Origin of the sequence: Butyrivibrio sp. FCS006, from assembly GCF_000424525.1 — a bacterium.
Taxonomy (GTDB): domain Bacteria; phylum Bacillota; class Clostridia; order Lachnospirales; family Lachnospiraceae; genus Butyrivibrio.
On the sequence record NZ_KE384204.1, the window covers coordinates 48,597 to 72,495 of the forward strand.

Here is a 23,899-nt window from a genome sequence, read left to right on the forward strand (position 1 = left end):
GTGAGTCAAGGGGATGAGTCAAGGGGACGGTTCTTGTGACTCGCTATGCGAGTGGGGCAGGCGTAAGTGTATATAGGCCCGCCGCCATGGGATTGTAGCTCACATAAATACCGGACCCAAGGGCTGCCCGGGCGCCAAAGGGCGGCGTCCAGCGTACTGTCCCTTGACTCCGGTATTTATATGAGCGGTCGGTCACTAAGGCGGGCCGGTAAAGTGGGCACGGGTTATGCAGAGACTATGGCGATTGTCTTGAATTGTCGAGGGATGCATCACAAAGAATCTGTGGTCTGCTGGTTGTGATGCTGAAGAAATTTTACTCATCTAATTTTCTACATATATGAGGAAAAGTGCCTGATGGGTATAGAAAAAATTTGTGTTGAAAAGGATGATTGAGCTATTTTTCTATATATATGCACAAAAGTGAGGTGTGGGCGTAGAAATTGGTGAGACCTGACTTTTAATTTTCTATATATATGACAAAAACTTGGCTGTGGGCGTAGAAAATTTGGCGCTCAAAAATTTTGGAGGCAAAATCTTTCTACATATATCAGAAAAAGTACCCGATGGGCATAGAAAATGGGACGATATGTTGAAGAGAGCCGCCTTGGCGACTCAAAGTGAGTCAAAGTGAAACGTCCCCGGTGACTCAAAAGGAGTCAAAGAGAACCGTCCCCGTTGACTTCCGGTGCATGATATCTTTTGTTAAGAAAGCAAATAAAACATATGTAGAATGGAGAATCTGATGGGATTTTTTCCTTTTGGAAAGAAAAAGAATGAAGGTTATGCAATCAAGGAGACCAAAGAGTCTGCTTCAGGACTAATAACAGCTATGACCACATCAAAAAAATGGGGTGAAGACTTTAGGCTGATGTGCAGATCTAAAGAGCAGATTTCTTATGCGCTGAGATGTCTTGATTATCTTGATAATATGCCTTTTGAAGTAGAGCAGAGACTTTGCAAATATCTTGTAAGGTATTATAAGGACTTTGAGCAGTTTTTAGATGATGAACAGAAAGCTGATATGGGAATGGTAAACGAAGATTCTGTTTTAAAGTTTATCAGGATAAGGTCTGTGATAGTTGATGATCATTGCAGGCAAGATAGGATTGAGTTCCATATAGAAGGTGGATGCAAATGGGAAGTTGAGCACGGACTTGAGATCACCATATCTGATGGAAAGATACTGTATGTAGGTGCATTTGAAGACTATGGTCCTAACACAAGCAGATTGGCGCATATAATCGAGAAGTATGGATATTATGATCCGGAAAAAGACATGAACATTAATTACGTGGATAAGGAAGAATGAACCGTCCCCACTGACTCAAAATGAGACAAAATGAAACGTCCCCAGTGACTCAAAATGAGACAAAGTGAAACGTCCCCGGTGACTCATTACAAAAGGGTGCAAATTCCTTGTGATTAATATATAATAACTCACAGATTATCAATAATATTGCTAGGAGGATAGCATGTCGAGTGTAAGTCTTAAAACCATCATTGAAAAAATGAAGCTCGAGAACCTGACGCCTGAGATCGATGCCAAGAAGATCAGGATCACTCAGCCGGATATCAACAGACCGGCGCTGCAGCTGGCAGGATATTTCGAGCACTTCGAAGCCACAAGACTTCAGGTAATTGGGTTCGTTGAGTACACCTATATGGAGAATTTTCCTGAGAAAGACAAGGAGAAGATGTACAGGGAGTTCTTATCCTTTGACATCCCGGCAGTAGTTTTCTGTAGAGAGCTTGCTCCGGATCCTCTTTTCGTTAAGATAGCTCTTGAAGAGAGAGTACCGGTACTTATTACCAAGAAATCAACATCTGCATTCATGGCAGAGATCATCAGATGGCTCAATGTTAAGCTCGCTCCATGCATTTCAATCCATGGCGTTTTGGTGGATGTCTTTGGTGTCGGCGTTCTTATCACAGGTGAGAGCGGAATCGGTAAGTCCGAGACAGCCATCGAGCTGATTAAGAGAGGACATCGTCTTGTATCCGATGACGTTGTCGAGATCAGAAGAGTAAGTGAAGAGACCCTCATCGGCTCAGCACCCGACATCACCAAGCACTTCATCGAGATGCGCGGTGTCGGAATCATCGATGTAAAGACCCTTTACGGTGTATCAAGTGTAAAGGAGACCCAGAACATCGATCTTGTGATCAAGCTTGAGGACTGGGATAAAGACAAAGAGTACGACAGACTCGGCCTTGAAGAGGAGTACACAGAGTACCTCGGAAACAAGGTTGTCTGCCACAGGATTCCTATCCGTCCCGGCAGAAACCTGGCTGTCATCTGTGAGTCGGCAGCGGTTAACCACAGACAGAAGGCAATGGGCTACAACGCAGCTCAGGAGCTTTACAACAGAGTACAGAACTCCCTGGCCAGAAGAAGGTCAGAGGATGACGACGACGACGAATGATAAACCCTATTAAAAATCGGAGGAATAAAAATGGCAAGATACGTATTTGGCGCAGACGTTGGAGGAACAACAGTTAAGATCGGACTCCTTACAGAGACCGGTGAGAAGGTGGATTTCTGGGAGATTCCCACAAGAACAGAGGACCACGGAATCAATATCATTCCCGATATTGCAGAGTCCATCAGAGCCAAGATGAAAGAGAAGAACATCGAGGACACACAGGTTGTAGGTGCAGGTGTCGGCGTACCCGGCGCAGTTAATTCAGACGGTATGTGCCATCAGGCAGTTAACCTCGGATGGGAGAAGGTAAACGTTGTAAATGAGCTTCACTCAAAGCTCAAACTCCCTGTTAAGGCAGGTAACGATGCTAACGTTGCAGCTCTCGGCGAGGCCTGGAAGGGCGGCGGACAGGGCTATCCCAACATGCTTCTTGTTACTCTCGGAACCGGTGTCGGCGGCGGAATCATCGTTGACGGCAAGATCTTAAACGGTGCCAAGGGATCAGGCGGAGAGATCGGACACCTTCATCTTGTTGATGACGAGCCCGAGACCTGTGGATGCGGAAACCACGGATGCTTTGAGATGTATGCCAGCGCAACAGGTGCAGTAAGACTTGCCAAGAGACTCCTTGCTTCCACTACAGAGGACAGCGTTCTTCGCGGCAAAGACTTCGAGTGCAGAGACATCTTCGATGCCGCCAAGTCAGGCGACGCTCTTGCCAAGAAGGCTGCTGAGCAGTACGGCTACTACCTCGGAAAGGGTATCGCAGCAGTTGCTTCAGTTACAAACCCTGAGATCATCGTTCTCGGCGGCGGCGTTTCAAAGGCCGGCGACATGCTCTTTGACCTCCTTATGCCAAGCTTCAAGAAGTACGTATTCCCGGGCTGTGCAGACGCCAAGTTCGCACTTGCCAAGCTTGGAAATGACGCAGGTGTATTCGGAGCAGCCAAGCTCGTTATCGACTGATCTTGTTGAGGACATACAGTGAACACAGAAGTAATAGAAGCTTTAAGTCAGATTGTTTCAAAAGAAAATACATTAATAAATGAACCCATGAGCAGGCACACTACATTTCGATGTGGTGGGCCTGCCACCTTATTTTTGCGCCCACAGTCCGAGGAAGAGCTCATAAAGGCTATCGCCCTGTTAAAAGACAAATCGGCACCCTTTATGCTCCTTGGCAACGGCAGTAATCTCCTGGTTTCCGACAAGGGCTATGACGGCATTGTCATAAGTCTAGAGAAGCTCTCAGAGATAAGCCTTGAGGGCGATACAGCCATCCGCGCACAGGCCGGTGCACTAAATTCCAGGATAGCCTCTTTTGCCAAAGAAAACGCACTTGCAGGCTTTGAGTTCGCTGCCGGGATTCCCGGAACCATAGGCGGAGCCATGATCATGAACGCCGGTGCTTACGGCGGAGAGATGAAGCAGATCACAGTTTCCGTAAGAGCCATTACTCCTACCGGAGAGGTAAAAGAGCTGCCGGCAGAAACCTGCGATTTTGGATACAGGACCAGTGCATTAAAGAGAGAAGGCTACGTTGTTCTCTCAGCTCTTTTGCAGTTAAAAAAGGGCGACGAAAAAGAGATAACAGACCTTATGACGGAGCTGGCACTTAAGAGAAAAGAAAAACAGCCCCTTGAGTACCCAAGCGCGGGCTCAACATTCAAGAGACCTGAAGGCTACTTTGCCGGCAAACTCATAGAGGATGCGGGCCTTAGAGGATTTAGCGTAGGAGATGCAGCAGTCTCCGAGAAGCACTGCGGCTTTGTCATCAACAAGGGACAGGCCACGGCTGCAGATATATACGCACTTATAAAAGAAGTACAAAAGAGAGTACTTGAAGACTCGGGCGTAAGCCTAGAGCCGGAAGTTATCCTGGTTGGAGACTTTGAATAAAGAGGTATTGAAAGGACCTGAAAAATGAGATTTGTAATTGTAACAGGTATGAGCGGCGGAGGAAAAGCCACTGCTATAAATATGCTCGAAGACGCGGGATTTTACTGCGTTGACAATCTTCCGGTATCTCTTATTGGAAAGTTCACGGAGCTTATTTCTGCTCCCAACAGCGAGATAACAAAAGTTGTTCTTGGCGTTGATGCAAGAGCCGGTCAGAGCTTTGAGGGCGTGACCGGAATCATAGATTCCATGAGGGAAAGAGGAATTCCTGTTGAGATCCTCTTTATGGATGCTTCAGACCAGGTGCTCATAAAAAGATACAAAGAGACCAGAAGGATCCATCCAATGAACGCAGCCGGAGACAGGCTCGAGGACGGAATTGCCAAGGAGAGAGAAGTCCTTGCGGAGATCAAGAAGAAGGCTGATTATGTCATCGACTCTTCAAACCTTCTTACCAGAGAGCTCAAGAAGGAGCTGGATAGGATATTTGTTGAGAACAAGGAGTACAACTCCCTGATGGTCAACGTTATGAGCTTTGGATTTAAGCATGGAATCCCTACTGATGCAGACCTTGTTTTTGACGTAAGGTTCCTGCCAAATCCTTATTACATCGATGAACTCAAGCACCTGACAGGTAACGACAAGCCTGTTCAGGACTATGTTAAGAGCTTCCCTGCCTGCGGTGAATTTGTGGACAAGCTCGTAGATATGCTTAACTTCCTTATCCCGGGATATGTTCAGGAGGGCAAGTATCAGCTGGTGGTAGCTATTGGCTGCACCGGCGGTCAGCACAGAAGTGTTACCATCGCCAATGAGGTTTACGAAAGACTAAAGGCATCCGGCGGTAACTACGGACTCAATCTGTCTCATAGGGACGTTAAACAGGCAAGGTGAGATATGTCTTTTTCCTCGGAGGTAAAAGAGGAACTCTCAAAGCGCATCGCATCATCCAGGCATTGTCAGCTGGCTGAAATCTCGGCCATCGTTACCTGCATAGGCCATGTGGAAGCCGATAATGCAGGAAATACGGTGCTTTACCTGCAGGCGGATAACGCACAGGTGCTTAGAAAGTTCTTTACATTATTAAAAAAAGCATTTAATATAGTTACTAGCATTTTAGAGGGGATTCCCGATGTTAAGGCAGGAGGCCGAATCTACCGCCCTGTCCTTGATTCAGAGCATGATGTGGAATCCGTTTTAATGGCGATCAGGCTGATGGATCAGAATGGAAACCTGAGAGAAACAGGTGCTAAAGTGAGCGAGATGGTCACCAGAAATTCCTGCTGCAAGAGGGCATTTCTGAGGGACGCATTCTTGTGCATCGGCTCTATCAGCGACCCCAATAAAGGGTATCATCTGGAGTATGTATGCAGCACTCCGGAGTTGGCGCAGCAACTGGCTGACATGACCCTGAGCTTTGACATTGAGGCCAGGATAGTACAGCGCAAGAAGTACTACGTTCTCTATATTAAAGAGGGATCCGGAATCGTGGATCTTCTGAATATAATGGAGGCGCCGGTCAGTCTGATGAATCTTGAGAACCTAAGGATTCTCAAGGAGATGAGGAACTCCATCAACAGGAAGGTAAACTGTGAGGTGGCCAATATCACCAAGACAGTTAATGCTGCTACCAAGCAGGTAGAAGATATAACCTATATCAGAGACCACTATGGTTTTGGTAAACTTCAGGAAGGACTCAAGGAAATGGCAGAGGTCAGACTTGAGCATCCTGATGCAACGTTGTTGGAACTTGGTAAATTTCTCGACCCGCCCGTGGGTAAGTCAGGAGTTAACCACAGGCTTCGCAAGCTCTCAGAGCTGGCGGACAAGTTGAGATCTTAAGGAGGATATTATGATCACAAAATCTATCGAAATTAAGCTCCCAAGAGGACTTGAGGCAAGACCTGTTGCGGAACTTGTACAGCTTGCAAGTAAGTATGACAGCACTGTTCACATCGAGGCTCAGTCCAAGAAGGTGAACGCAAAGAGCATCATGGGAATGATGACACTTAATCTTGCTTCCGGTGAGGAGGTTACGGTTATTGCAGAGGGAAGTGATGAGGAGTCTGCAGTTGCAGATCTTGAGAAGTTCCTTCAGGGATCACAGAAATAATCCTATAAATAAAAAAAGCCCTATAAAAGGGAGGATGCCAGGTAAGCTTCCTTACCTGGCATATTATGAAAAAGTTTTTGTTTGGTATTGTCTTAACTCATCTGACAATATTATATTAACAAGCTAATGTGTCTAAAAGATGATTTGAAGTAAACTATTCTTTTAATTAATTGTTAACAAATTGTAAACGTCAAAGATCGCGCATACGTGCCGATTGTTTGACGTTTTTTTAATAGATATTTCACAATTAACCGTTGGGAAAACGTTCGAAATAGTGATAAAATTATTGTGAGTACGCATATCTATATTTAGCTGCGTTTTGTTTGATTGTGCCATCAATTTTGAGGATAGCATGAATAATAAACTTAAATCATGGGTAGGTTGGTTTGTTATCGTCATATGCGTCGGTTTAAACCTGCTGGGAAGGACTATAGCCTCGGGCTATGAAATTCCTTTCTGGTTTGATTCGATTGGAACAATCCTTGCTGCAGTTGTACTGGGACCTATTGCCGGTGCAGTCTGTGGTTTGCTTCTTAATGCCATCATATCCTTTGCGGATCCGGTATCTTTGCCGTACATGGCTGTGTCAATAGCCATCGGCGTCTGCGTAGGAGTCTTTTATCCCAGAAGAAAAAGAAATGTCTTCAAGGCCATATCCACCATGGTTATGACCGGAATTCTCTCTGCAGTCATATCAACTCCTCTCAACATCATCATTTATGACGGAAAGACCGGAAATGCCTGGGGCGACAGCTTTATGGACATGCTCTCCAGCGATATTCAGGTCCAGGCTCTCAACTCATTTTTGGGCGAAGCCTTTGTTGATATTCCGGATAAAGTGGTGAGCTTTATCATAGCCTTTTGCCTCATGAAGCTGATAGGTCTTGTGAGCAAAAGTCACAGAACGGCAGCTAAAGCCTTTGGCGCATTACTTGCTCTGTCAGTGACAGCTCCCCTTATGCTTTATCCTGTTAAGTCAAGCGCTGCTGACTTTGGGTCTGAATATGCGGGAACTATATATGACACAGAGAGTGGACTTGAGTCGGTTGAGATAAATGCCATTGCCCAGACAAAGGACGGCTACATGTGGGTAGGATCATACTCCGGCTTGTACAGATACGACGGCTACAGGTTCAGGTCTTTTGCCATAGACGAGAGAATCAAGAACGTTATAGTACTGTTTGTGGATTCCAAGGGAAGACTCTGGATAGGAACCAACGACAGTGGTGTCGGATGCTACGATGTTGACACGGGAGAAATTGAATTCTTCGATACGGGAAGAGGTCTTGCTTCCGATGCTATAAGAGCAATCTGCGAGGATTCTGAAGGAAATATCTATGTGGCAACCATCAAGCAGCTCTGCAAGATAGACCAAAAAGGCGAGATAGAAGTCTTTATGGCAAAGAGCTTTTACGGTGTCAGCAAGCTGAGCTCCAGCGGAGATACCGTGGCCGGCGTTAGAAGTGACGGAAGCCTTATGATCTTCAGGGATAAGAAGATAATCTATGTCCTTGCGGGAAACTACACGGATATAACAAAAGAAGATGAAGGCAATTATATAATAGGAAATAGCAGCAACATGACAGGAAGGCTTTATATCAAGGATGGTATGACGGACATCATGTCCAAGCACCTTGCCGGAAAGCTTACCTACTTCAATGACATTCTTTATTCCAAGACCTTTAAAGGGTATTTCATAGCCTGCGAGAACGGTCTGGGATTTATATCGGATACAGGTGTTGTGACGGATCTTTCCACCTCCGACTTCAACACATCCATTGTTGATATATACGTTGATTATCAGGACAACGTATGGTTTGCTTCAAGTAAACAGGGCATCAAGAAGTTCTCCTGGAATCCTTTTGAGGATATCTATGCCAAAGCACATCTTGAGAACGAGGTTGTTAACAGCGTTCTTGTAAAAGACGGAGTTCTCTATGCCGGAACCGGCTCAGGCCTTAAGACCATAGATCTTAAGACCTTCTATTCCGTGCCCATTCCTCATCCTGAGGTTTTAAGAGATGTCCGCATAAGGTGTGTCATGAGCGATAGCGATGACAACATATGGTTCAGTACCTATGGACCGGGCGGACTTGTGGTGATGCATCCTGACAAGACCATAAATACCTATACCCGCAAGTATGACGGAACTGAAGGCGAAAAGTTCAGGAGTACCTTTGAACTCTCGGACGGAACAATTGTGGCAGTCTCATCAACCTGCCTTAACTTCATCAAAAACGAGAGGATCTTCAAAAAACTCGGTGAAGATGACGGCATAACAACTCAGGTGCTGTGCATGGTTGAGGACGCTGACGGAACCATATACGCAGGCTCCGACGGCGGAGGAATATTTGTCATAAAAAACTTCAAAGTGGTGGATACCATTGGGGCAGAGGACGGCCTTAAGTCACAGGTTGTCATGAAGATCACACCTTGCAGAGGCGGATACCTCTATGTGACCAGTAACGCCATTTACTACAACAACGGCGCTGAGATAAAGCCGCTGAATTCCTTCCCTTACAGCAATAACTATGACGTATTTATAGATGAAAACAAGAAGGCATGGGTACTCTCCAGCGCCGGTATATTTGTGTTGGACGAAAGAGACCTTCTGTCCAATAAGGCAAGCAAATACATGCTCCTTAACAGAACAAGGGGGCTTAGTACTTCTGTTACTGCAAACGGCTTCTATTCGCTGAACGGAGATAATCTCTACCTACCATGTACCGACGGTGTAAGAAAAGTCTCCACTTCAGACTATGACTCTTTTAACAACAAGTATCAGATCAGGGTTTCAGAGATACTTGCCGGAGAAGAGCCGATAGAGCCGGTAAACGGCGTTTACAGAATTCCTGCGATGTCAGGACGTATTGTCTTTGATGTTGCGGTGATGAACTATGCTCTTTCCAATCCGCTTCTCCACATTTTCCTGGAGGGCATTGAGGACGAAGGTGTCACTTGCTATCAGAGAAACATGCAGTCCCTGACCTATACAAACCTCCCGTACGGCAATTACAGGCTTCATGTGCAGGTTCTTGATACAGCCGGCAAGCACGTTATCAGAGAAGAGATATTCCCGGTGGTCAAAGAATCCCAGCTCTACGAGCGAGAGTATTTCAGGATCTATCTGTTTGTGGTAAGCTTTTTACTGGTTGCTTACATCGGCTGGGCAATAGCATCACTGGTACAGGATATGAACAGCATCCAGCGTCTTGAGCAGGAAGCATCCAAGGATCCTCTGACAGGTCTTTTGAATAAGAGGGGATCGACTGAGGCTCTCAAGGACGTACTTGGTAAGCGTAATGGTATTCTGGCTATTCTTGACCTTGACAGCTTCAAGCCGGTAAATGATATCTACGGACACGATATGGGTGACCGTATGCTGATCGACCTTGCCGAGATCCTAAGGCACAGCGCCGATTCCAAAGATGTGCTCTGCAGAATCGGAGGAGACGAATTCCTGGCTTTCTATGCGGATACAACTCCGAATGAGATGGAGATAAAGACAAAGTTCCTCAACGAAGCAATCCTGGAGTCGGCAAGGAAGCACATGGGCGATGACATGAGCATTCCTCTGGGCGTTTCTGTCGGTGGTGTATCTGTTCCTGTCGGAAGTCAGACTGAGTATGATGAGCTCTTCAGAAGAGCGGACAGAGCGCTTTATTCCGTCAAGAACGCAGGCAAGCACGGCTGCAAGCTCTACGAAGAGATCGTGGCAATGGTTGGGGATGATTCGAATATAACCGGTATCTCGGAGCTTAAGGCAATCCTTGGAGAGAGAGGCAAGTCCGATAAGCCATATCGCGTCGAGCGCGAGCGTATGCAGGATATTTACAGGCTTCTTGTCAGATACGGCGACAATGAAATCCTCAATTCCGCGCTGGTGCACTTTACCATCCTCGGTCCTGAAGGGGCTCAGGTAACTCCCGAGATCATGGAGCTGTTCCTTGATACTCTCATGGAAAACCTGCGCAACGTTGACGTTTACGGCAACGACAGTGGCAACAGAGTCATTGTACTCCTCTCTGATGTCAGTCAGGAGATCGCCGGCAAGATAGCAGACAGAATGATAAATAAGTGGAACGATAATTCGAAGAACGAAGGATTTAAAGTAACTTACGAGAAGGAGATGCTTTAAGATTGCTTAAGACCATAGCATTCGTCCTTGGGGGAGATGGCCCTGAGGATGAGAGTTTTAAGGAGGCTGTAAAAGAGACTGCAGCCTACATACAAGAAAATGGATACAGTGTTTACGTGGCAGATGGAAAGGATCCGCTGCCACTTTCCATGTCCGAAAATCGGCAGGAGATGCTGGCTCTGACAGATGATCCTCTTTTGGCAAAAGAGCTGTCGGAGGATGAGTACTACTGCGTTGGGCTTTTACATGAGGGTGAAGCCGGGAAGTCTTTTCCGGGACTTAAATATGTCTTTTCCGATATAGAAGAAGTTGATATCGACTCATTCGTAAAGGTCTATCAGAGGTACGCAGGCGAGCCCTGGACAGTGCTTGAGACTGACAGGCTAATTGTCCGTGAGACAACGGTTGGAGACGTAGATGAGTTCTACAAGATCTACAGCGACCCTGAGATGACGCGGTACATGGAGGGGCTCTTCGATGATCCTGAAGATGAAAAAAGATATCAGAAGGATTACATTGAGAAGGTCTATGGCCTGTTGGGCTTTGGCGTGTGGACGCTTGTCAGGAAGGAAGATGACCGCGTTATAGGCAGGGCAGGGTATTCCGTAAGAAACGGCTTTGATGAGCCGGAGCTTGGGTTCCTGGTTGGAAAAGAGTTCCAGAGACAGGGCTATTGTATGGAAGCTCTAAGAGCCATCATGGAATATGGAAGAAATGTCCTCCAGTTTGATAAGGTGCAGACTCTTGTAAAGGCTGAGAATGAAGTATCTATCCACATTTGCGAGAGACTTGGCTTTAAGAAGACAAAGGATGTTGACGTCGAGGAGAACATCTACGGCGACGGTTACAACGACGGAAAAAGAGTTTCTCTCAGCGAATCCAGGTTCGGCAAGTACGTAAGAATGATATTTTTATGGTAATTTTTAGCTTAATCCTGTAAGATATAGCTGTAAACGTAGAAAAATGGACAAAGAATAATTAATGGTAGGAGAAAATGAGCTCACTGGAAGTATTTAGTCTAATCGCAGGCCTGGTCGGTGGTCTTGCAATGTTCCTTTACGGAATGAATGTAATGAGTGGCGGACTCACAAAAGCCGCAGGAGGCAAGCTCGAGAGCGTGCTTGCAAAAGTGACTGAGCACAAGGTAATCGCATACCTCTTTGGTGTGGGCGTTACGGCGCTGGTTCAGTCTTCATCAGCATCTACCGTCATGGTAGTTGGTCTTGTTAATTCGGGGATAATGACTCTTAAGCAGGCAGTTAATGTTATTCTGGGTGCCAATCTCGGTACAACCTTTACTGCATGGCTTCTTTCATTAAACGCAATCAGCAGTGAAAACTTTATAATCAATCTGTTAAAGCCCAAGTCCTTTACGCCCTTCCTGGCGCTTATCGGTATTGCGCTTTACATGTTTTCCAAGAATGACAAGAAGAAAAATATCGGAACAATTCTTCTTGGTTTCTCGGTTCTTATGTTTGGAATGAGCACCATGTCAGACGCTGTTTCACCTCTTAAGGATGTAGACGGCTTCAAGAGAGTACTTACAAGCTTCAGTAATCCCATCATCGGATTCCTTGTTGGTATCCTCTTCACCATGACCATCCAGTCTTCAGCCGGAACCATCGGTGTACTGCAGGCGTTATCACTTTCCGTCAAGGTCAAGTACAGCATGGCTATCCCTGTTGTAGTTGGTGCGGAAGTAGGTACCTGTATCACAGCTATTCTCTCATCTCTTGGCGCTAACAAGAACGGTAAGAGAACAGCTCTTATGCATCTGTACTTTAACCTTATCAAGGCAACAACCTTTATGATCCTGTTCTATCTGATACATTCCATCGTGAACTTCGCGTTCATGGACAATGATATCGGAATGGTAGGAATCGCCGGAATCCACACACTGGTTAACCTTGTGGCAACTCCGCTTATGCTGCCTTTCTCAAATCTTCTTGTAAACATGGCCATGAAGACCATTCCTATCGACGAGAAGGAAAAGAAGGAGCAGGAGGAGCAGGAAGGTATCCGCACACTGGATCCCCGCTTCCTTTCAAACCCGCCCTTTGCTCTTGAGCAGGCAAGGATTGCAGCAATTGCCATGGCTAACATGTGCAAGGATGCTCTTTACGAGGCTATCGGACTTATTGATAACTTTGAGGAAGAGAAGGCTCAGAATGTCGATTACCTTGAGAGAAAGGTCGATACCTACGAGGATCAGCTGGGAACATACCTCATGCAGATCAACGCTCATCACCTCGGTGTAAAAGACTCGCATACTCTGTCAGTTCTTTTGCACTGCATCACTGACTACGAGCGTATCAGTGACCATGCCCTCAACATCATGCAGAAGGCCAGGGGCATGAGCGAGTCTAAGAGAGAGTTTACGCCAAAGGCACAGTCCGAGATGGAGATCTTCTCCAATGCGGTAAAAGAGATCGTGGACCTCTCCGTCAGAGCTTTCGAGGCTCAGGATGTTGACCTTGCCAAGATGATCGAACCACTTGAGGAGACCATTGACGGCATCAACATGGAGGTTAAGAGAAGACATATCAGGAGACTTCGAAAAGGTAAGTGCACCATCGAGCAGGGCTTTGACCTCACGGATATCAGCACGGACTTTGAGCGTATCGCCGATCACTGCAGTAATATCGCAGTTGGTCTTATTGAGGTTGATGAGGACGCTTACGATGCTCACGAGTACATCGAGCACCTCAAGGCCGACAAGGGCGAAGAATTCGAGAAGGCAGTCGACTTCTATCAGAGAAAGTATCTGCTTCCTTCAGTTAAGTACTAAGAAATATTTACCGGGGATAATTGTGTTATGAACATCAGAAAGCTGAACAGGCTTGATACACTTATAGAGAAACAAAGACAGGCAGGCGCACTTCAGGGCGCCAAGATAATCGTTGAGCACAAGGGAAAAAGAGTTTACGAAAACCACTACGAGCCCGACAGGGAGGACAGCATCTACAAGATCTTCAGCATGACCAAGCCCGTAACGGCCATGGCGGCCATGATCCTGTATGAGAGAGGCGACCTTGATCTTATGAGCAAGGTATCGGATTACCTTCCCGCCTACGAGAGCGTAAATGTGGTTTCAGCCGAAGGTATCAGAAAGGCTGTAAACCCCATTACTGTAAAAGATCTTTTAAATATGACCTCAGGTATCGTGATGCCGGGAGAGTTCGGTGAAGCCGAAAGACTCATGGCCAAGATCGTAAAAGAGGCCAGAGCCCAGAGAGAATCGGGGATCTTAAAGAGTGGCGTCGATATCTGCAACAAGCTGGCAGAGGCAGGAGTTGCCTTTGAGCCCGGCGAGTACTTCAGATACGGATATTCTGCGGACATCTTAGGTGGCATCATCGAGGTTGTCACAGGCAAGAAGTTATCTGAGTTTTTCAAGAAAGAGATCTTCACTCCTCTTAACATGGAGGATACGGGCTTTAAGATCGACGAGGGAAAAGAGTTCAGGGCAGCAGTCCTTTACAGAAGAGATAAAAAGGGCAAGGTTGTAAGAGCCGAGGATGACGTAAGAAGGCGCCTTCAGATGGAGAACCCGAGTAAGGATCCATGGTTTGAGAGGGGCGGAGCAGGTCTTTATTCCACAGCTGCAGACTACGCGCACTTCGCACAGATGCTTCTCAACAAGGGAGCATACCACGGCAAGGAACTCATCGGCAGAAGAACCTTTGAGTTCATGACATCGCCTCAGCTTAATCCCCAGCAGCTCAGTACTTTGGATTTCGAGTCCTGCAAGGGATGCAACTACGGCAATTTGTTCAGGATCCTCACAGATCCGGCTAGTGCCTGCTCAAATGGAAGCGTCGGAGAGTTTGGCTGGGAGGGACTGGGCGGAACATACTTCTTTGTTGACCCTGAGGAAGAACTGATATTTATATACATGCAGCAGATTGAGGGAGGCTGTGACTTCAGCTTCATAAGAGGACTCAAACAAATAGTTTATGGTGCATGTTAACGGAGTAAGTAATGGAATTTGAATATATAGAAAAGAAAGAGCAGGGCAGATTCATCAACCGCTATGACGTTCATTACAAGATGGTGGACGGAAACGAGAAGGTCTACGAGATGATAAGCAGAAACCCTGATCTTAAGACCTTTGAAGACCTTCAGAACCGCAAGGAGGACGCAGTTGCCATCATCATGCATGATGAGTCCGGCGAGAAGATCCTCATTAACAGAGAATTCAGAATGGCCACAGGAAGATGGGTTTACAACTTCCCGGCAGGCCTTATAGATCCCGGTGAGACACCGGAACAGGCAGCAAGGAGAGAACTCAAGGAAGAGACAGGACTTGATATCTTAAGGATAGACCAGTGGTGGGGACCGTGCTACAGCGCCATCGGTTTTTCAAATGAGAGGAATGCCTGCTGCGTAGGTGTGGCAGGAGGGTCTTTTTCCGAGAGCACATCCTTCCAGGAAGAGATTGAGCCCCGCTGGTACACGAAGAGTGAGGTAAAAGAGCTGCTGGCTACAGAGCCGTTTGCAGTAAGAACACAGGCATATTGCTATTGTTGGATCAATGGGTAAAGAGATGGGCAGTTCAGGCGGAATCTACCGCGCTAATGACAAGAGCCGCGGTGAAGAACTCAAGAGAGGAATATCGGGCCTAAACATCTGCGAGGAATGCGGAGGTTTTTGCACCGAGAGCGTGCCCCTTATCGAGGGGCTTCCTGTCAATGCCCAGGTGAGCCTGATGGAGCACTCGATTCATGAGAACCTCAAGAAGAACAGCTATCTGTTCAGGGAGGGCGAGCCTGTTGATTCAATATGTATTATCCGAAAAGGAAGAGTCAAGCTCTGCAGATATGACTCCCTGGGAAGAGAGCAGATAGTAACTATTCTTGCAGATCACGACATCATCTGGGAAGGAATGTTCCTTGACGGCAGTATCTATCCCTATTCTGCTGTATGCCTCACCAACGCTTCCATCTGTCAGATACACAGGGATGATTTCATCAAAGTGGTCAATGATCCCCACGCAGCCATGAACACCATAATACTTCTTAGTAAGAAGCTGCATGATGCCAATGAGAGGAACATGCTTCTTTCAACTAAGGATCCGATGGCAAGGCTGGCGGGATTTCTTTTATACAGAGTCGACAGAAGTATCGACGACGATGTTATTTTAAAGCTCGATGATATCGCAGCCAGCGTAAGTCTTCGTACCGAGACCGTCTCCAGGAAGCTTCGCGAAATGGAGAGGGAGGGCCTTATTGAGAGGCTCGGACACGCAAGGATCAGAGTGCTGGATCGCGATGGACTTAAGGAGATATACGTTTCTCAGTAAGGAGCGTCTATGACATATTTCACATGCTTTTTCCTTGATAACGAAAAAGACATTATCGTAAGCCTGTACAAAGATTTGGACAGGCTTATGTTTGTGCTCTCAACACCAAATCACGGCACCGGAAACCTCATAAGGAATCTGGCTTCCACCTGCGGACTTCCGCTTACGAAGAACAAGGACGGGATGCTGGAGATAAGGGGTGAAGTTCCCTGCTATGTGGATGCCGATAATAAGGAGTGCTATATCTTCAGCCTTGGTGATATCGAGGTGGCGAATATTTATCTTGATGGGACTGTTGAGACAAAGGCTTCAATTCCTGCCATCGCCAAGACTCTGATGAGTCAGACCAAGGAGCCGGACTTTGATCTCGGGAAGACGGTCTTTAAGACGCATATCAGGAAAGAGCTTAAGTTCGCCGGAGACCTTCACACTCACATGAACGGTAATCTCTCCGGGGATATTCTGATAGCGCTGGGAATAGCGCACCAGATACGATATCCGCTTTACTATGTAAAAAAGCTTCAGCTGGGCCTTACAAATGCTCAGTGGGAGAAGGCGCTTGCGCAGAGGAAGAAGGTTGCGTGGCAATGGACTTCCTCGGATTTGAAGGGCAAGTATCTGGACAGGAAGATTGATGACAATACCTTTATCAACTTTGCGGACCTTATCCTCAACAACCTTGATAATGCGGAGATGAACATTGTTAAGATACGTGGCTCTTTGGCTGTTATCAAGGACGGGCAGGCGGTGTTTACCAATCTCGAGAAGGTATACTTGTACCGCTATGTCTTTTGCAAAGGCAAGGAGAGTGAGGACAAGATCGACCTTAGCGGGATTGATCAGATTCCCGATGAGGATGTTAAGAGGCATTTGAAACAGATGCTGCGCGACAGGGAGAATCCGGATTATTGCAGCAATACGATTTTCCAGGACAAGCTCCTTTGGATTGCAAGAAGCTACAAGAAGCAGGGTGTGTGCTATGCGGAGATCAGCGACACGACCCTGGTTAAGAAGTATGAATCGATAGAGATGCTGAGGCAGGTTCATGAGGTCATGCCCAAGATCTATCAGGAGACCGGCGTTATGATCAGGTTCCTGGCTGCCATCAGAAGAATTCCGCTCACCATCGTTAAGGATGCTGTAACTCCGGATAACTATCTGGAGCAGAACCTGGAGGTTTTGAAGGCTACGGCGCTGGATCCGTATGTGGCAGGGTGTGATTTTGTCGGCGAGGAGATAAACGACATCATTACGCTTAAGCCGGCGTTTAAGGAGATCGTGAAGATCGCCGCCAAGGATCCGAGCTTCGTTATCAGGGTCCATGCGGGCGAGAACGACAGTCAGAAGGACAACATCGCCCACAGTATCCTGTGCGTCAAGGACTGTCTGGCACCCGGGCAGCAGATGCCGAGGATGAGGCTGGGACATGGTCTTTATACCTATAGTCCAAGATCCAAAAAGGGCAAGGAAGTTCTGGCGCAGCTCAAGGAAAACAAGGTTGTGCTGGAGTTCCAGATATCAAGTAATGTAAGACTCAACAACCTGAATTCACTTAAGGATCATCCCCTGAAGCAGTACTTAAAGCAGGGAATCTGGTGTGTTCAGGGAACGGATGGAGCAGCACTCTATGGAACGTCTTCCATAGATGAGGAGCTCTCCTTAAAGACCATGCTGGGACTGACGGATGCAGAGCTTGGGCTCATGAAGGCTGCTGAGAGCGCCATCATAAGGTCCAGTCAGGAAGCGTACTCTGAGAAGAAAGAAGCCTTTGGCAGACTTCTTAAGGGCAGGGACATGGAAGAAGTTCTCCTTGAGAAGATGCAGAAGGTTAAGATATCCGGGGCATTATCGGGCGGTGAAGAGAAGCTCGATGCCAACAGGGAGTTCAAGGACCGCATCAGCGATATCACCTGGGACAGATTCCCGGTTGTTGTACTTGGCGGAAGCTTTAACACGGAAAACCGCGCCACCAGGATCACCGAGGCCGGCAAGAAAGAACTGGATTCGCTGCTTAAGTTTTTAAATCCTGAGGAAGTGTGCTTTGTTATCGGGCATAAGATCTCGGGGTATGAGAAATATCTTTTGGATCACAACAAGAAGGGCTTTAGGGTTTACGCAGTCGTTCCGGCTCTTGTCACTGCGCAGGAGAGGGACAGACTATTGTCTTACCCGAATCTTCAGATCAGAGTCTCCACAGAGTCCCAGGGCATGGGAATCTACAAGAGCTTCAACTACGAGATCTTTGAGCGCCGCCCATCCATGGTTGTGGCCTTTGACGGCAACAGCGCCGCCGGAAACCTCATCCAGGAGGCTCGAAACGGCAAGGGCAAGTCTGCAATCCTCGTCTGGAGCCACTCCAAGAACCTGCGCCCCAAGGTCAGCACCCTTGGTGGCTACGTCTACACCTTCGACGAGGCAAACGGCCTCGTCTCCCGCATCAAAGACCTACAAAAAAGCGTCCCCGGATGAGTCACTGGGGACGTTTCACTTTGTCTCATTTTGAGACACTGGGGACGTTTCACTTTGACTCATTTTGAGACACTGGGGACGGTTCTCTTTGACTCCCCCAAAATAAGACGAGGCGACGATAAATGTTCGCCGCCCCGTCTTTTGCCCCTAACGAGTGTTAAGTAGTTTCTTAAGTTCCTGTGTTTCTCTCTCAACTTCTTTTTTCATGAAGTAAACATTCCTGCGATGAAGTGCCTTCGCATGAAGCTTCTCCTTCAGCATATCAATTTCGTACTGTGCTACACCCTTAAGTTCTCCCATTTTTGATACCTCCTGTCAGTGTTTGTTCAACACCCCCTCACGAGTCTCAAGATAATTTTAATCATAATATTTGTTTAAAAATGGTTTATTGTCTGAAAATTGTGTGAATTATTTCTTTTGTGAAGCCACATGTCATATTTGCTCTCGCATCAAAAATTTCAAATTTGCGGATTATACTTGTACACTTTTAAGCGTAGTTGTGATAAAGTAAGAGTGCTGAAGTGCAACTGCTTTCTATGCAGATATTCCAATGCACTAATCTCCAACAGAAAGGTGGTGGTTTTTAATGAAGTCTGATTCACATATATGCAGTAGTGATTCTGCTCCCGGTCGAAGTACCATAAAAACCACATACAAAGGAGATTACCATGGAAAAAGAAGAAGAAAAGACTCTCGTTGAAACACTTCAGGAACTTCTATCATCCAGGCAATATACGCTGCTTCGCCAGACCATCTCAGAGATGAACACAGTAGATATCGCTGCTGCCATGAGTGAGATGGCGGACGAGGATTCTCTTAAAATGTTCAGAATCCTCCCCAAGGATATGGCGGCTGATGTTTTTGCCGATCTGGAAATGGACGTACAGCAGTACATCATTCAGTCCATGTCAGACCGAGAAGCTTCCAACATAATTGAAAACCTGATGGCCGATGATGCTACAGACCTGCTGGAGGAAATGCCTGCCAGCGTTGTTAAGCGTATCCTGGCCAATGCAAGCCCTGAGACAAGGGCCGATATTAACCACCTGCTCCGCTATCCTGAGGATTCAGCCGGATCCATCATGACTGTGGAGTATGTTGACCTGCGTGAAGATATGACGGTCAGCGAGGCCATAGAGCGAATCAGGAAAAAGGGCGTTGATTCAGAGACCATCAACATCTGCTACGTTGTTACCAAGCAGAAGATTCTGGTAGGAACAGTTGCCCTTAGATACCTGCTCATCATGAAGCCTGACGACGTGATCGGTGATATCATGAACACCAACGTCATCAGCATCGGAACCATGACCGACCAGGAAGAAGCGGCCAGAATGTTCCAGAAATACGGCTTCACAGCGATGCCCGTTGTCGACAACGAATCGCGTATGGTCGGTATCATCACCATCGATGACGTAGTGGACATCCTGGAAGAAGAAGCTACCGAGGATATCGAGAAGATGGCAGCTATCGTGCCATCCGACAAGCCCTATCCCAAGGTTGGTATATTTGAAACTTACAAGAACAGAATACCGTGGCTATTGTTCCTAATGATTAGTGCCACATTCACAGGCGCCATAATCACAGGCTTTGAGGATGCGCTCTCAGCGTACGTTGTGCTCACCGCCTATATCCCGATGCTGATGGATACCGGAGGAAATGCCGGTTCCCAGGCAAGCGTTTCCATTATCCGTGGTCTTTCGCTAAAAGAGATCGAGTTCGAGGATCTCTTTAAAATCATCTGGAAGGAAATCAGAGTTGCTGTACTCTGTGGCTTAACACTGGCGATCGCAAACTTTGCCAAGCTCCTGCTTTTGGACAGAGTATCATTTCTCGTAGCTGCAGTAATCTGCCTGACACTGCTCTTTGTAGTGCTCATCGCCAAGCTCGTCGGCTGCTGCCTGCCTATGCTGGCATCCAAGATCGGCTTCGACCCGGCAGTTATGGCCAGCCCATTTATTACAACAATTGTCGATGCACTCTCTCTTCTGGTTTACTTCAACATCGCAACCAGGATGCTGCATCTTGTAGCATAGCAAAAGAAATACCTCCGGAATCTGGTTCTTATCCAGACCCGGAGGTTTTATTTTTGCAAAAATGAGTCAAAGTGAAACGTCCCCATTGACTCAAAATGAGTCAATCTGAAACGTCCCCGGTGTCTCAAAATGAGTCAAAGTGAAACGTCCCCGGTGACTCACCCTTGAATAATTGCGACTAATGGTCTAAAATGTTGTGGTTAACAGTAGTAATGAGTAGAAATGGAGTAATACAAATGATGCAATCACGTACACATAACTGTGGTGAGCTTCGCATTGAGGATGCCGGCAAGAGCGTAACACTTGTAGGCTGGCTTGAGAACATGCGTGAAGTCGGATCGGGACTTGGATTCGTAGTTCTTCGTGACTTCTATGGCACAACTCAGATTGTCCTTGATACAGAAGAAATGGTTAAGACAGCCAAGGCTATCAATAAAGAGTCAACAATTTCCGTTAAGGGTGTTGTTAGAGAGCGTAGCTCCAAGAATCCTAAGCAGGCAACCGGTGATATCGAGGTTGTTCCTGAGTCAATCGAGGTTCTTGGCAGATGCCAGCACAACGAGCTTCCTTTTGAGATCAATCACTCAAGAGAGGCTGATGAGACAGCACGTCTTAAGTACAGATACTTAGATCTCAGAAATCCTGAGGTTAAGAAGAACATTGTCCTTAGATGCAATGTTATTGCAGCTCTTCGTCAGTCAATGACAGAGCACGGATTTTTGGAGATCACAACTCCTATCCTTACAGCTTCATCACCTGAGGGAGCAAGAGACTACCTGGTTCCTGCAAGAAAGCACCCCGGTAAGTTCTATGCACTTCCACAGGCACCTCAGCAGTTCAAGCAGCTTCTTATGACAGCAGGGTTTGATCGCTACTTCCAGATCGCACCTTGCTTTAGAGATGAGGATGCGAGAGGAGACAGAAGCCCGGGAGAGTTCTATCAGCTTGATATGGAGATGGCGTTTGCATCTCAGGAGGACGTATTCTCAGTATGTGAGGATGTCCTTCCTCCAATCTTTGCTAAATACGGCACATACAACCGTGCTTCAGGATCACCTTTCATGAGGATCCCATACCTTGAGGCCATGGAGAAATACGGATCAGATAAGCCTGATCTTCGTATCGACCTTACAGTTACTGACGTAACCGAGTCCCTTAAGGACTGCGGCTTCGGACCTTTCGCAAGTAAGAGCGAGGACGGACAGGACACAGACGTAAGGATCAAGGCCGTTGTAATTTCAGACTTCAAGGAGAGCCGTAAGTTCATCGACAAGACAATCGGCGATGTTGAAGTTCAGTCAGGTAACAAGGCTTACTGGTTCAGAATGGACGAGAACGGAGAGCTTGTCGGAGGAATCTCCAAGTTTGTTGCTCCTATCAAGGACAGCGTAGTATCAGCTCTTTCACTCAAGTCTGGAGACCTCGTGGTTCTCTCAGCAGGCAAGCTCGGCGCAGCTCAGAAGACAGCCGGTGTTATCGTTAAGACCTTCGGAGCAGCAGTTCCCGGTCACATGGACAAAGAGCAGTACGCATTCTGCTGGATCGTTGACTTCCCTATGTACGAGATCGGTGAGGAGTCAGGCGAGCTCGAGTTCTGCCACAACCCATTCTCAATGCCATCCGGCGGACTTGAGACACTTCTTAAGGCAGAGAGAGGCGAGATCGATCCTCTTTCAATAACAGCAGATCAGTACGACCTTGTATGTAACGGTGTTGAGCTTTCATCAGGTGCCGTTCGTAACCATGATCCCGAGATCATGATCAAGGCCTTCGAGATGGTAAGACTTGGCGAGGACGACGTTAAGGCCAAGTTCCCTGCTATGTACAACGCCTTCACCTATGGCGCTCCGCCACACGCAGGAATCGCACCCGGTGTAGACCGTATGGTAATGCTTCTTGCAGGCGAGGATACCATCAGGGAGATCATTCCGTTCCCTATGAACAAGAATGCTCAGGACGTAATGATGGACGCTCCCGGATACGTAACAGACAAGCAGCTTGAGGAGCTTCACATCAGAACCGTAGATGTTAAGACAGAAGAATAATAAAATCAAAAAAAGAGCGGGCAGTGTATCAGCACTGTCCGCTTATTTCTATCATGTGAGAAAAATACGTCAGATCCGCCAGGTCCGTCAGCGAAAGCCTGCACGAACTCTGAGTGTGATTCATGTACAGAATATATCCCGGCCTCTTGCCATGCTTCATCTTGTATATCACAAGGACCCTTAAGTCGTTCTTCTTCATAAACGCGGCTATCTGAGGATTCTTTTCCCTGTCCAGATCAAACCCGATCACACAGATAGGCGCCTTTTCAATCTTATCATCCAGCTCTCCGCACGTCAGAATGGGGAGCTCTAATTCGTTATGGGTAAAAGAAATTTCTCCGTCATCTCCGGTATGGCTCTGCAGACTGTAATAGCTCTTTTCCCCGTCAAGATCCGCCACGCATATCTCATCTATGGTATAGCCCTTTATTATCTGCTCAAAGGCGCATTCGCAAGGCAGATTCCCCTCGGAAATGAGCTTGTCCATAAGCCCCATCATCATATTGCTCTTTTCACGATTCATCAGCATGTTCTGGGAAATTGTCATTACCTTCCCGTCGTAGAGCACCTTACCATGTATGAGCGGCGAGTAAAAGATATATCGGTTACGGCCCTTGGTCTTGGCGATGTACAGCATTTTGTCCGCTAGCATGAACATGCTCTCATAGTCCATGGCATCTGTCGGGAAAAGAGCTCCTCCCATGGATACGGTTACGCAGACATTGTTTCCGATGTTCTGATATTTTTCTTCAACGGTCTTGCGGATGGTCATGAGGGTGTTTCTAAGGTCCTGCTCGGTGCTGATTTTTTCAAGGACCAGCATGAACTCGTCGCCGCCAATCCTTCCGACAACGCCGTTATCTCCAACGATCTCTTTTGCAATATGAGCTACCTCGGTGATGATCTCATCGCCCCTCATGTGGCCGAAAGTATCGTTCACCGACTTGAAGTTATCTATGTCCATCAGGAAGAAATAAAAAGGCTTATGGCTCTTGTCTTCCATCAGATCCTTGGCATACTCGGTGATGGTGTTCTTGTTGTAGAGCCCTGTCATCTTGTCGTAGTAGCTGTCAGTGCTTCCGGTCTTCATTGACTGGATATCGCTCAGCTCCACCTGTATCGGCTCCTCAGGATTTTCCGGCTTTTCGATGTTGGCCGCAAACCAGTCAAGGTTGTTGTTGCCGGCCCTTACGCGAAAGCAGGTGAGATTTGTCGATCCGTACCCTATGGCAAACATGCAGTTCTGGAGCTGCATGATGTCAGGCGGCGGAATGATCTGGCTTAAATTATGTAATTCTTTCATGCCGAGATAGCTTAAAAATGCATTGTCATTTTTAACGATATTAAGCTCATTATCTACGCAGATGAGATATCTTTTAAACCGTCGCATACTACCTCCATACTAGAATCGTGTCTATTTTGAATTTAACAGAAAATAAGTCTTGTTAGCAACAGATAATGCTTTCAAATTGGCGAA

At 46.9% G+C, this 23,899-nt stretch carries 18 protein-coding genes; 16 read left to right on the forward strand and 2 right to left on the reverse strand.

Going from position 1 to position 23,899, the window contains the following annotated elements:
• Nucleotides 1-742: 742 nt before the first annotated feature.
• From G633_RS0111555 to G633_RS0111620, 14 genes are all read left to right on the forward strand, one after another.
• Nucleotides 743-1,309 carry a DUF6985 domain-containing protein gene (locus tag G633_RS0111555; protein ID WP_026520012.1) on the forward strand — a complete coding sequence of 189 codons (567 nt, stop codon included), beginning with the start codon at nucleotides 743-745 and terminating at the stop codon, nucleotides 1,307-1,309.
• Between the two features lie 163 nt (nucleotides 1,310-1,472).
• Entirely contained in the window at nucleotides 1,473-2,423 is a 951-nt protein-coding gene (gene hprK / locus G633_RS0111560) for an HPr(Ser) kinase/phosphatase (protein ID WP_026520013.1), read from the forward strand.
• A gap of 30 nt (nucleotides 2,424-2,453) precedes the next feature.
• Complete coding sequence (locus G633_RS0111565) at nucleotides 2,454-3,389, forward strand: ROK family glucokinase (protein ID WP_022767970.1); 936 nt, start codon at nucleotides 2,454-2,456, stop codon at nucleotides 3,387-3,389.
• A gap of 18 nt (nucleotides 3,390-3,407) precedes the next feature.
• Entirely contained in the window at nucleotides 3,408-4,322 is a 915-nt protein-coding gene (gene murB / locus G633_RS0111570; protein ID WP_026520014.1) for a UDP-N-acetylmuramate dehydrogenase, read from the forward strand.
• A 24-nt stretch (nucleotides 4,323-4,346) separates the two neighbouring features.
• Entirely contained in the window at nucleotides 4,347-5,216 is an 870-nt protein-coding gene (rapZ, locus tag G633_RS0111575; RefSeq protein WP_022767972.1) for an RNase adapter RapZ, read from the forward strand.
• Nucleotides 5,217-5,219: 3 nt separating this feature from the next.
• Nucleotides 5,220-6,164 carry a DNA-binding protein WhiA gene (gene whiA / locus G633_RS0111580; RefSeq protein ID WP_026520015.1) on the forward strand — a complete coding sequence of 315 codons (945 nt, stop codon included), beginning with the start codon at nucleotides 5,220-5,222 and terminating at the stop codon, nucleotides 6,162-6,164.
• Nucleotides 6,165-6,174: 10 nt separating this feature from the next.
• On the forward strand, nucleotides 6,175-6,435 hold the full coding sequence (locus tag G633_RS0111585) for an HPr family phosphocarrier protein (protein WP_026520016.1): 261 nt from the start codon (nucleotides 6,175-6,177) through the stop codon (nucleotides 6,433-6,435).
• A 352-nt stretch (nucleotides 6,436-6,787) separates the two neighbouring features.
• Nucleotides 6,788-10,573 carry a diguanylate cyclase domain-containing protein gene (locus G633_RS0111590; protein WP_026520017.1) on the forward strand — a complete coding sequence of 1,262 codons (3,786 nt, stop codon included), beginning with the start codon at nucleotides 6,788-6,790 and terminating at the stop codon, nucleotides 10,571-10,573.
• A 2-nt stretch (nucleotides 10,574-10,575) separates the two neighbouring features.
• A complete protein-coding gene (locus G633_RS0111595; RefSeq protein ID WP_026520018.1) occupies nucleotides 10,576-11,493 on the forward strand; it encodes a GNAT family N-acetyltransferase in 918 nt (305 codons plus the stop codon).
• 74 nt (nucleotides 11,494-11,567) lie between these two features.
• Entirely contained in the window at nucleotides 11,568-13,361 is a 1,794-nt protein-coding gene (locus tag G633_RS0111600; protein ID WP_081664770.1) for a Na/Pi cotransporter family protein, read from the forward strand.
• 27 nt (nucleotides 13,362-13,388) lie between these two features.
• Nucleotides 13,389-14,543, forward strand: a complete 1,155-nt coding sequence (locus G633_RS18220; protein WP_051200157.1) for a serine hydrolase domain-containing protein — start codon at nucleotides 13,389-13,391, stop codon at nucleotides 14,541-14,543.
• A gap of 11 nt (nucleotides 14,544-14,554) precedes the next feature.
• Complete coding sequence (locus G633_RS0111610; protein WP_026520020.1) at nucleotides 14,555-15,115, forward strand: NUDIX hydrolase; 561 nt, start codon at nucleotides 14,555-14,557, stop codon at nucleotides 15,113-15,115.
• Nucleotides 15,108-15,875 carry a Crp/Fnr family transcriptional regulator gene (locus G633_RS0111615; protein ID WP_051200159.1) on the forward strand — a complete coding sequence of 256 codons (768 nt, stop codon included), beginning with the start codon at nucleotides 15,108-15,110 and terminating at the stop codon, nucleotides 15,873-15,875. Before G633_RS0111610 ends, G633_RS0111615 begins: the two co-directional genes overlap by 8 nt.
• A 9-nt stretch (nucleotides 15,876-15,884) precedes the next feature.
• Nucleotides 15,885-18,344 carry a hypothetical protein gene (locus tag G633_RS0111620; protein ID WP_026520022.1) on the forward strand — a complete coding sequence of 820 codons (2,460 nt, stop codon included), beginning with the start codon at nucleotides 15,885-15,887 and terminating at the stop codon, nucleotides 18,342-18,344.
• Nucleotides 18,345-18,491: 147 nt separating this feature from the next.
• On the opposite strand, the gene G633_RS19960 is transcribed toward G633_RS0111620, so the two are convergent.
• Nucleotides 18,492-18,644, reverse strand: coding sequence for a hypothetical protein (locus tag G633_RS19960; RefSeq protein ID WP_155834952.1), 153 nt, complete (start codon nucleotides 18,642-18,644; stop codon nucleotides 18,492-18,494).
• Between the two features lie 368 nt (nucleotides 18,645-19,012).
• Between G633_RS19960 and mgtE the strand changes: the two genes are divergently transcribed.
• On the forward strand, nucleotides 19,013-20,377 hold the full coding sequence (gene mgtE / locus G633_RS0111630; RefSeq protein WP_022767983.1) for a magnesium transporter: 1,365 nt from the start codon (nucleotides 19,013-19,015) through the stop codon (nucleotides 20,375-20,377).
• 236 nt (nucleotides 20,378-20,613) lie between these two features.
• Nucleotides 20,614-22,422, forward strand: coding sequence for an aspartate--tRNA ligase (gene aspS / locus G633_RS0111635; protein WP_022767984.1), 1,809 nt, complete (start codon nucleotides 20,614-20,616; stop codon nucleotides 22,420-22,422).
• 28 nt (nucleotides 22,423-22,450) lie between these two features.
• Here aspS and G633_RS0111640 read toward each other — a convergent pair whose 3' ends face one another.
• A complete protein-coding gene (locus tag G633_RS0111640; RefSeq protein ID WP_022767985.1) occupies nucleotides 22,451-23,812 on the reverse strand; it encodes a GGDEF domain-containing protein in 1,362 nt (453 codons plus the stop codon).
• Between the last annotated feature and the right edge of the window lie 87 nt (nucleotides 23,813-23,899).

Bases quoted from the DNA above. Each gene is read 5' to 3' on its own strand.
- G633_RS0111590 (WP_026520017.1), top strand. From the start codon at position 6,788: ATGAATAATAAACTTAAATCATGGGTAGGTTGGTTTGTTATCGTCATA.
- G633_RS0111555 (WP_026520012.1), top strand. From the start codon at position 743: ATGGGATTTTTTCCTTTTGGAAAGAAAAAGAATGAAGGTTATGCAATC.
- mgtE (WP_022767983.1), top strand. From the start codon at position 19,013: ATGGAAAAAGAAGAAGAAAAGACTCTCGTTGAAACACTTCAGGAACTT.
- G633_RS0111640 (WP_022767985.1), bottom strand. From the start codon at position 23,812: ATGCGACGGTTTAAAAGATATCTCATCTGCGTAGATAATGAGCTTAAT.
- G633_RS0111620 (WP_026520022.1), top strand. From the start codon at position 15,885: ATGACATATTTCACATGCTTTTTCCTTGATAACGAAAAAGACATTATC.
- G633_RS18220 (WP_051200157.1), top strand. From the start codon at position 13,389: ATGAACATCAGAAAGCTGAACAGGCTTGATACACTTATAGAGAAACAA.
- G633_RS0111610 (WP_026520020.1), top strand. From the start codon at position 14,555: ATGGAATTTGAATATATAGAAAAGAAAGAGCAGGGCAGATTCATCAAC.
- hprK (WP_026520013.1), top strand. From the start codon at position 1,473: ATGTCGAGTGTAAGTCTTAAAACCATCATTGAAAAAATGAAGCTCGAG.
- rapZ (WP_022767972.1), top strand. From the start codon at position 4,347: ATGAGATTTGTAATTGTAACAGGTATGAGCGGCGGAGGAAAAGCCACT.
- G633_RS0111615 (WP_051200159.1), top strand. From the start codon at position 15,108: ATGGGTAAAGAGATGGGCAGTTCAGGCGGAATCTACCGCGCTAATGAC.
- G633_RS0111600 (WP_081664770.1), top strand. From the start codon at position 11,568: ATGAGCTCACTGGAAGTATTTAGTCTAATCGCAGGCCTGGTCGGTGGT.
- whiA (WP_026520015.1), top strand. From the start codon at position 5,220: ATGTCTTTTTCCTCGGAGGTAAAAGAGGAACTCTCAAAGCGCATCGCA.
- G633_RS0111565 (WP_022767970.1), top strand. From the start codon at position 2,454: ATGGCAAGATACGTATTTGGCGCAGACGTTGGAGGAACAACAGTTAAG.
- G633_RS19960 (WP_155834952.1), bottom strand. From the start codon at position 18,644: ATGGGAGAACTTAAGGGTGTAGCACAGTACGAAATTGATATGCTGAAG.
- aspS (WP_022767984.1), top strand. From the start codon at position 20,614: ATGATGCAATCACGTACACATAACTGTGGTGAGCTTCGCATTGAGGAT.
- G633_RS0111585 (WP_026520016.1), top strand. From the start codon at position 6,175: ATGATCACAAAATCTATCGAAATTAAGCTCCCAAGAGGACTTGAGGCA.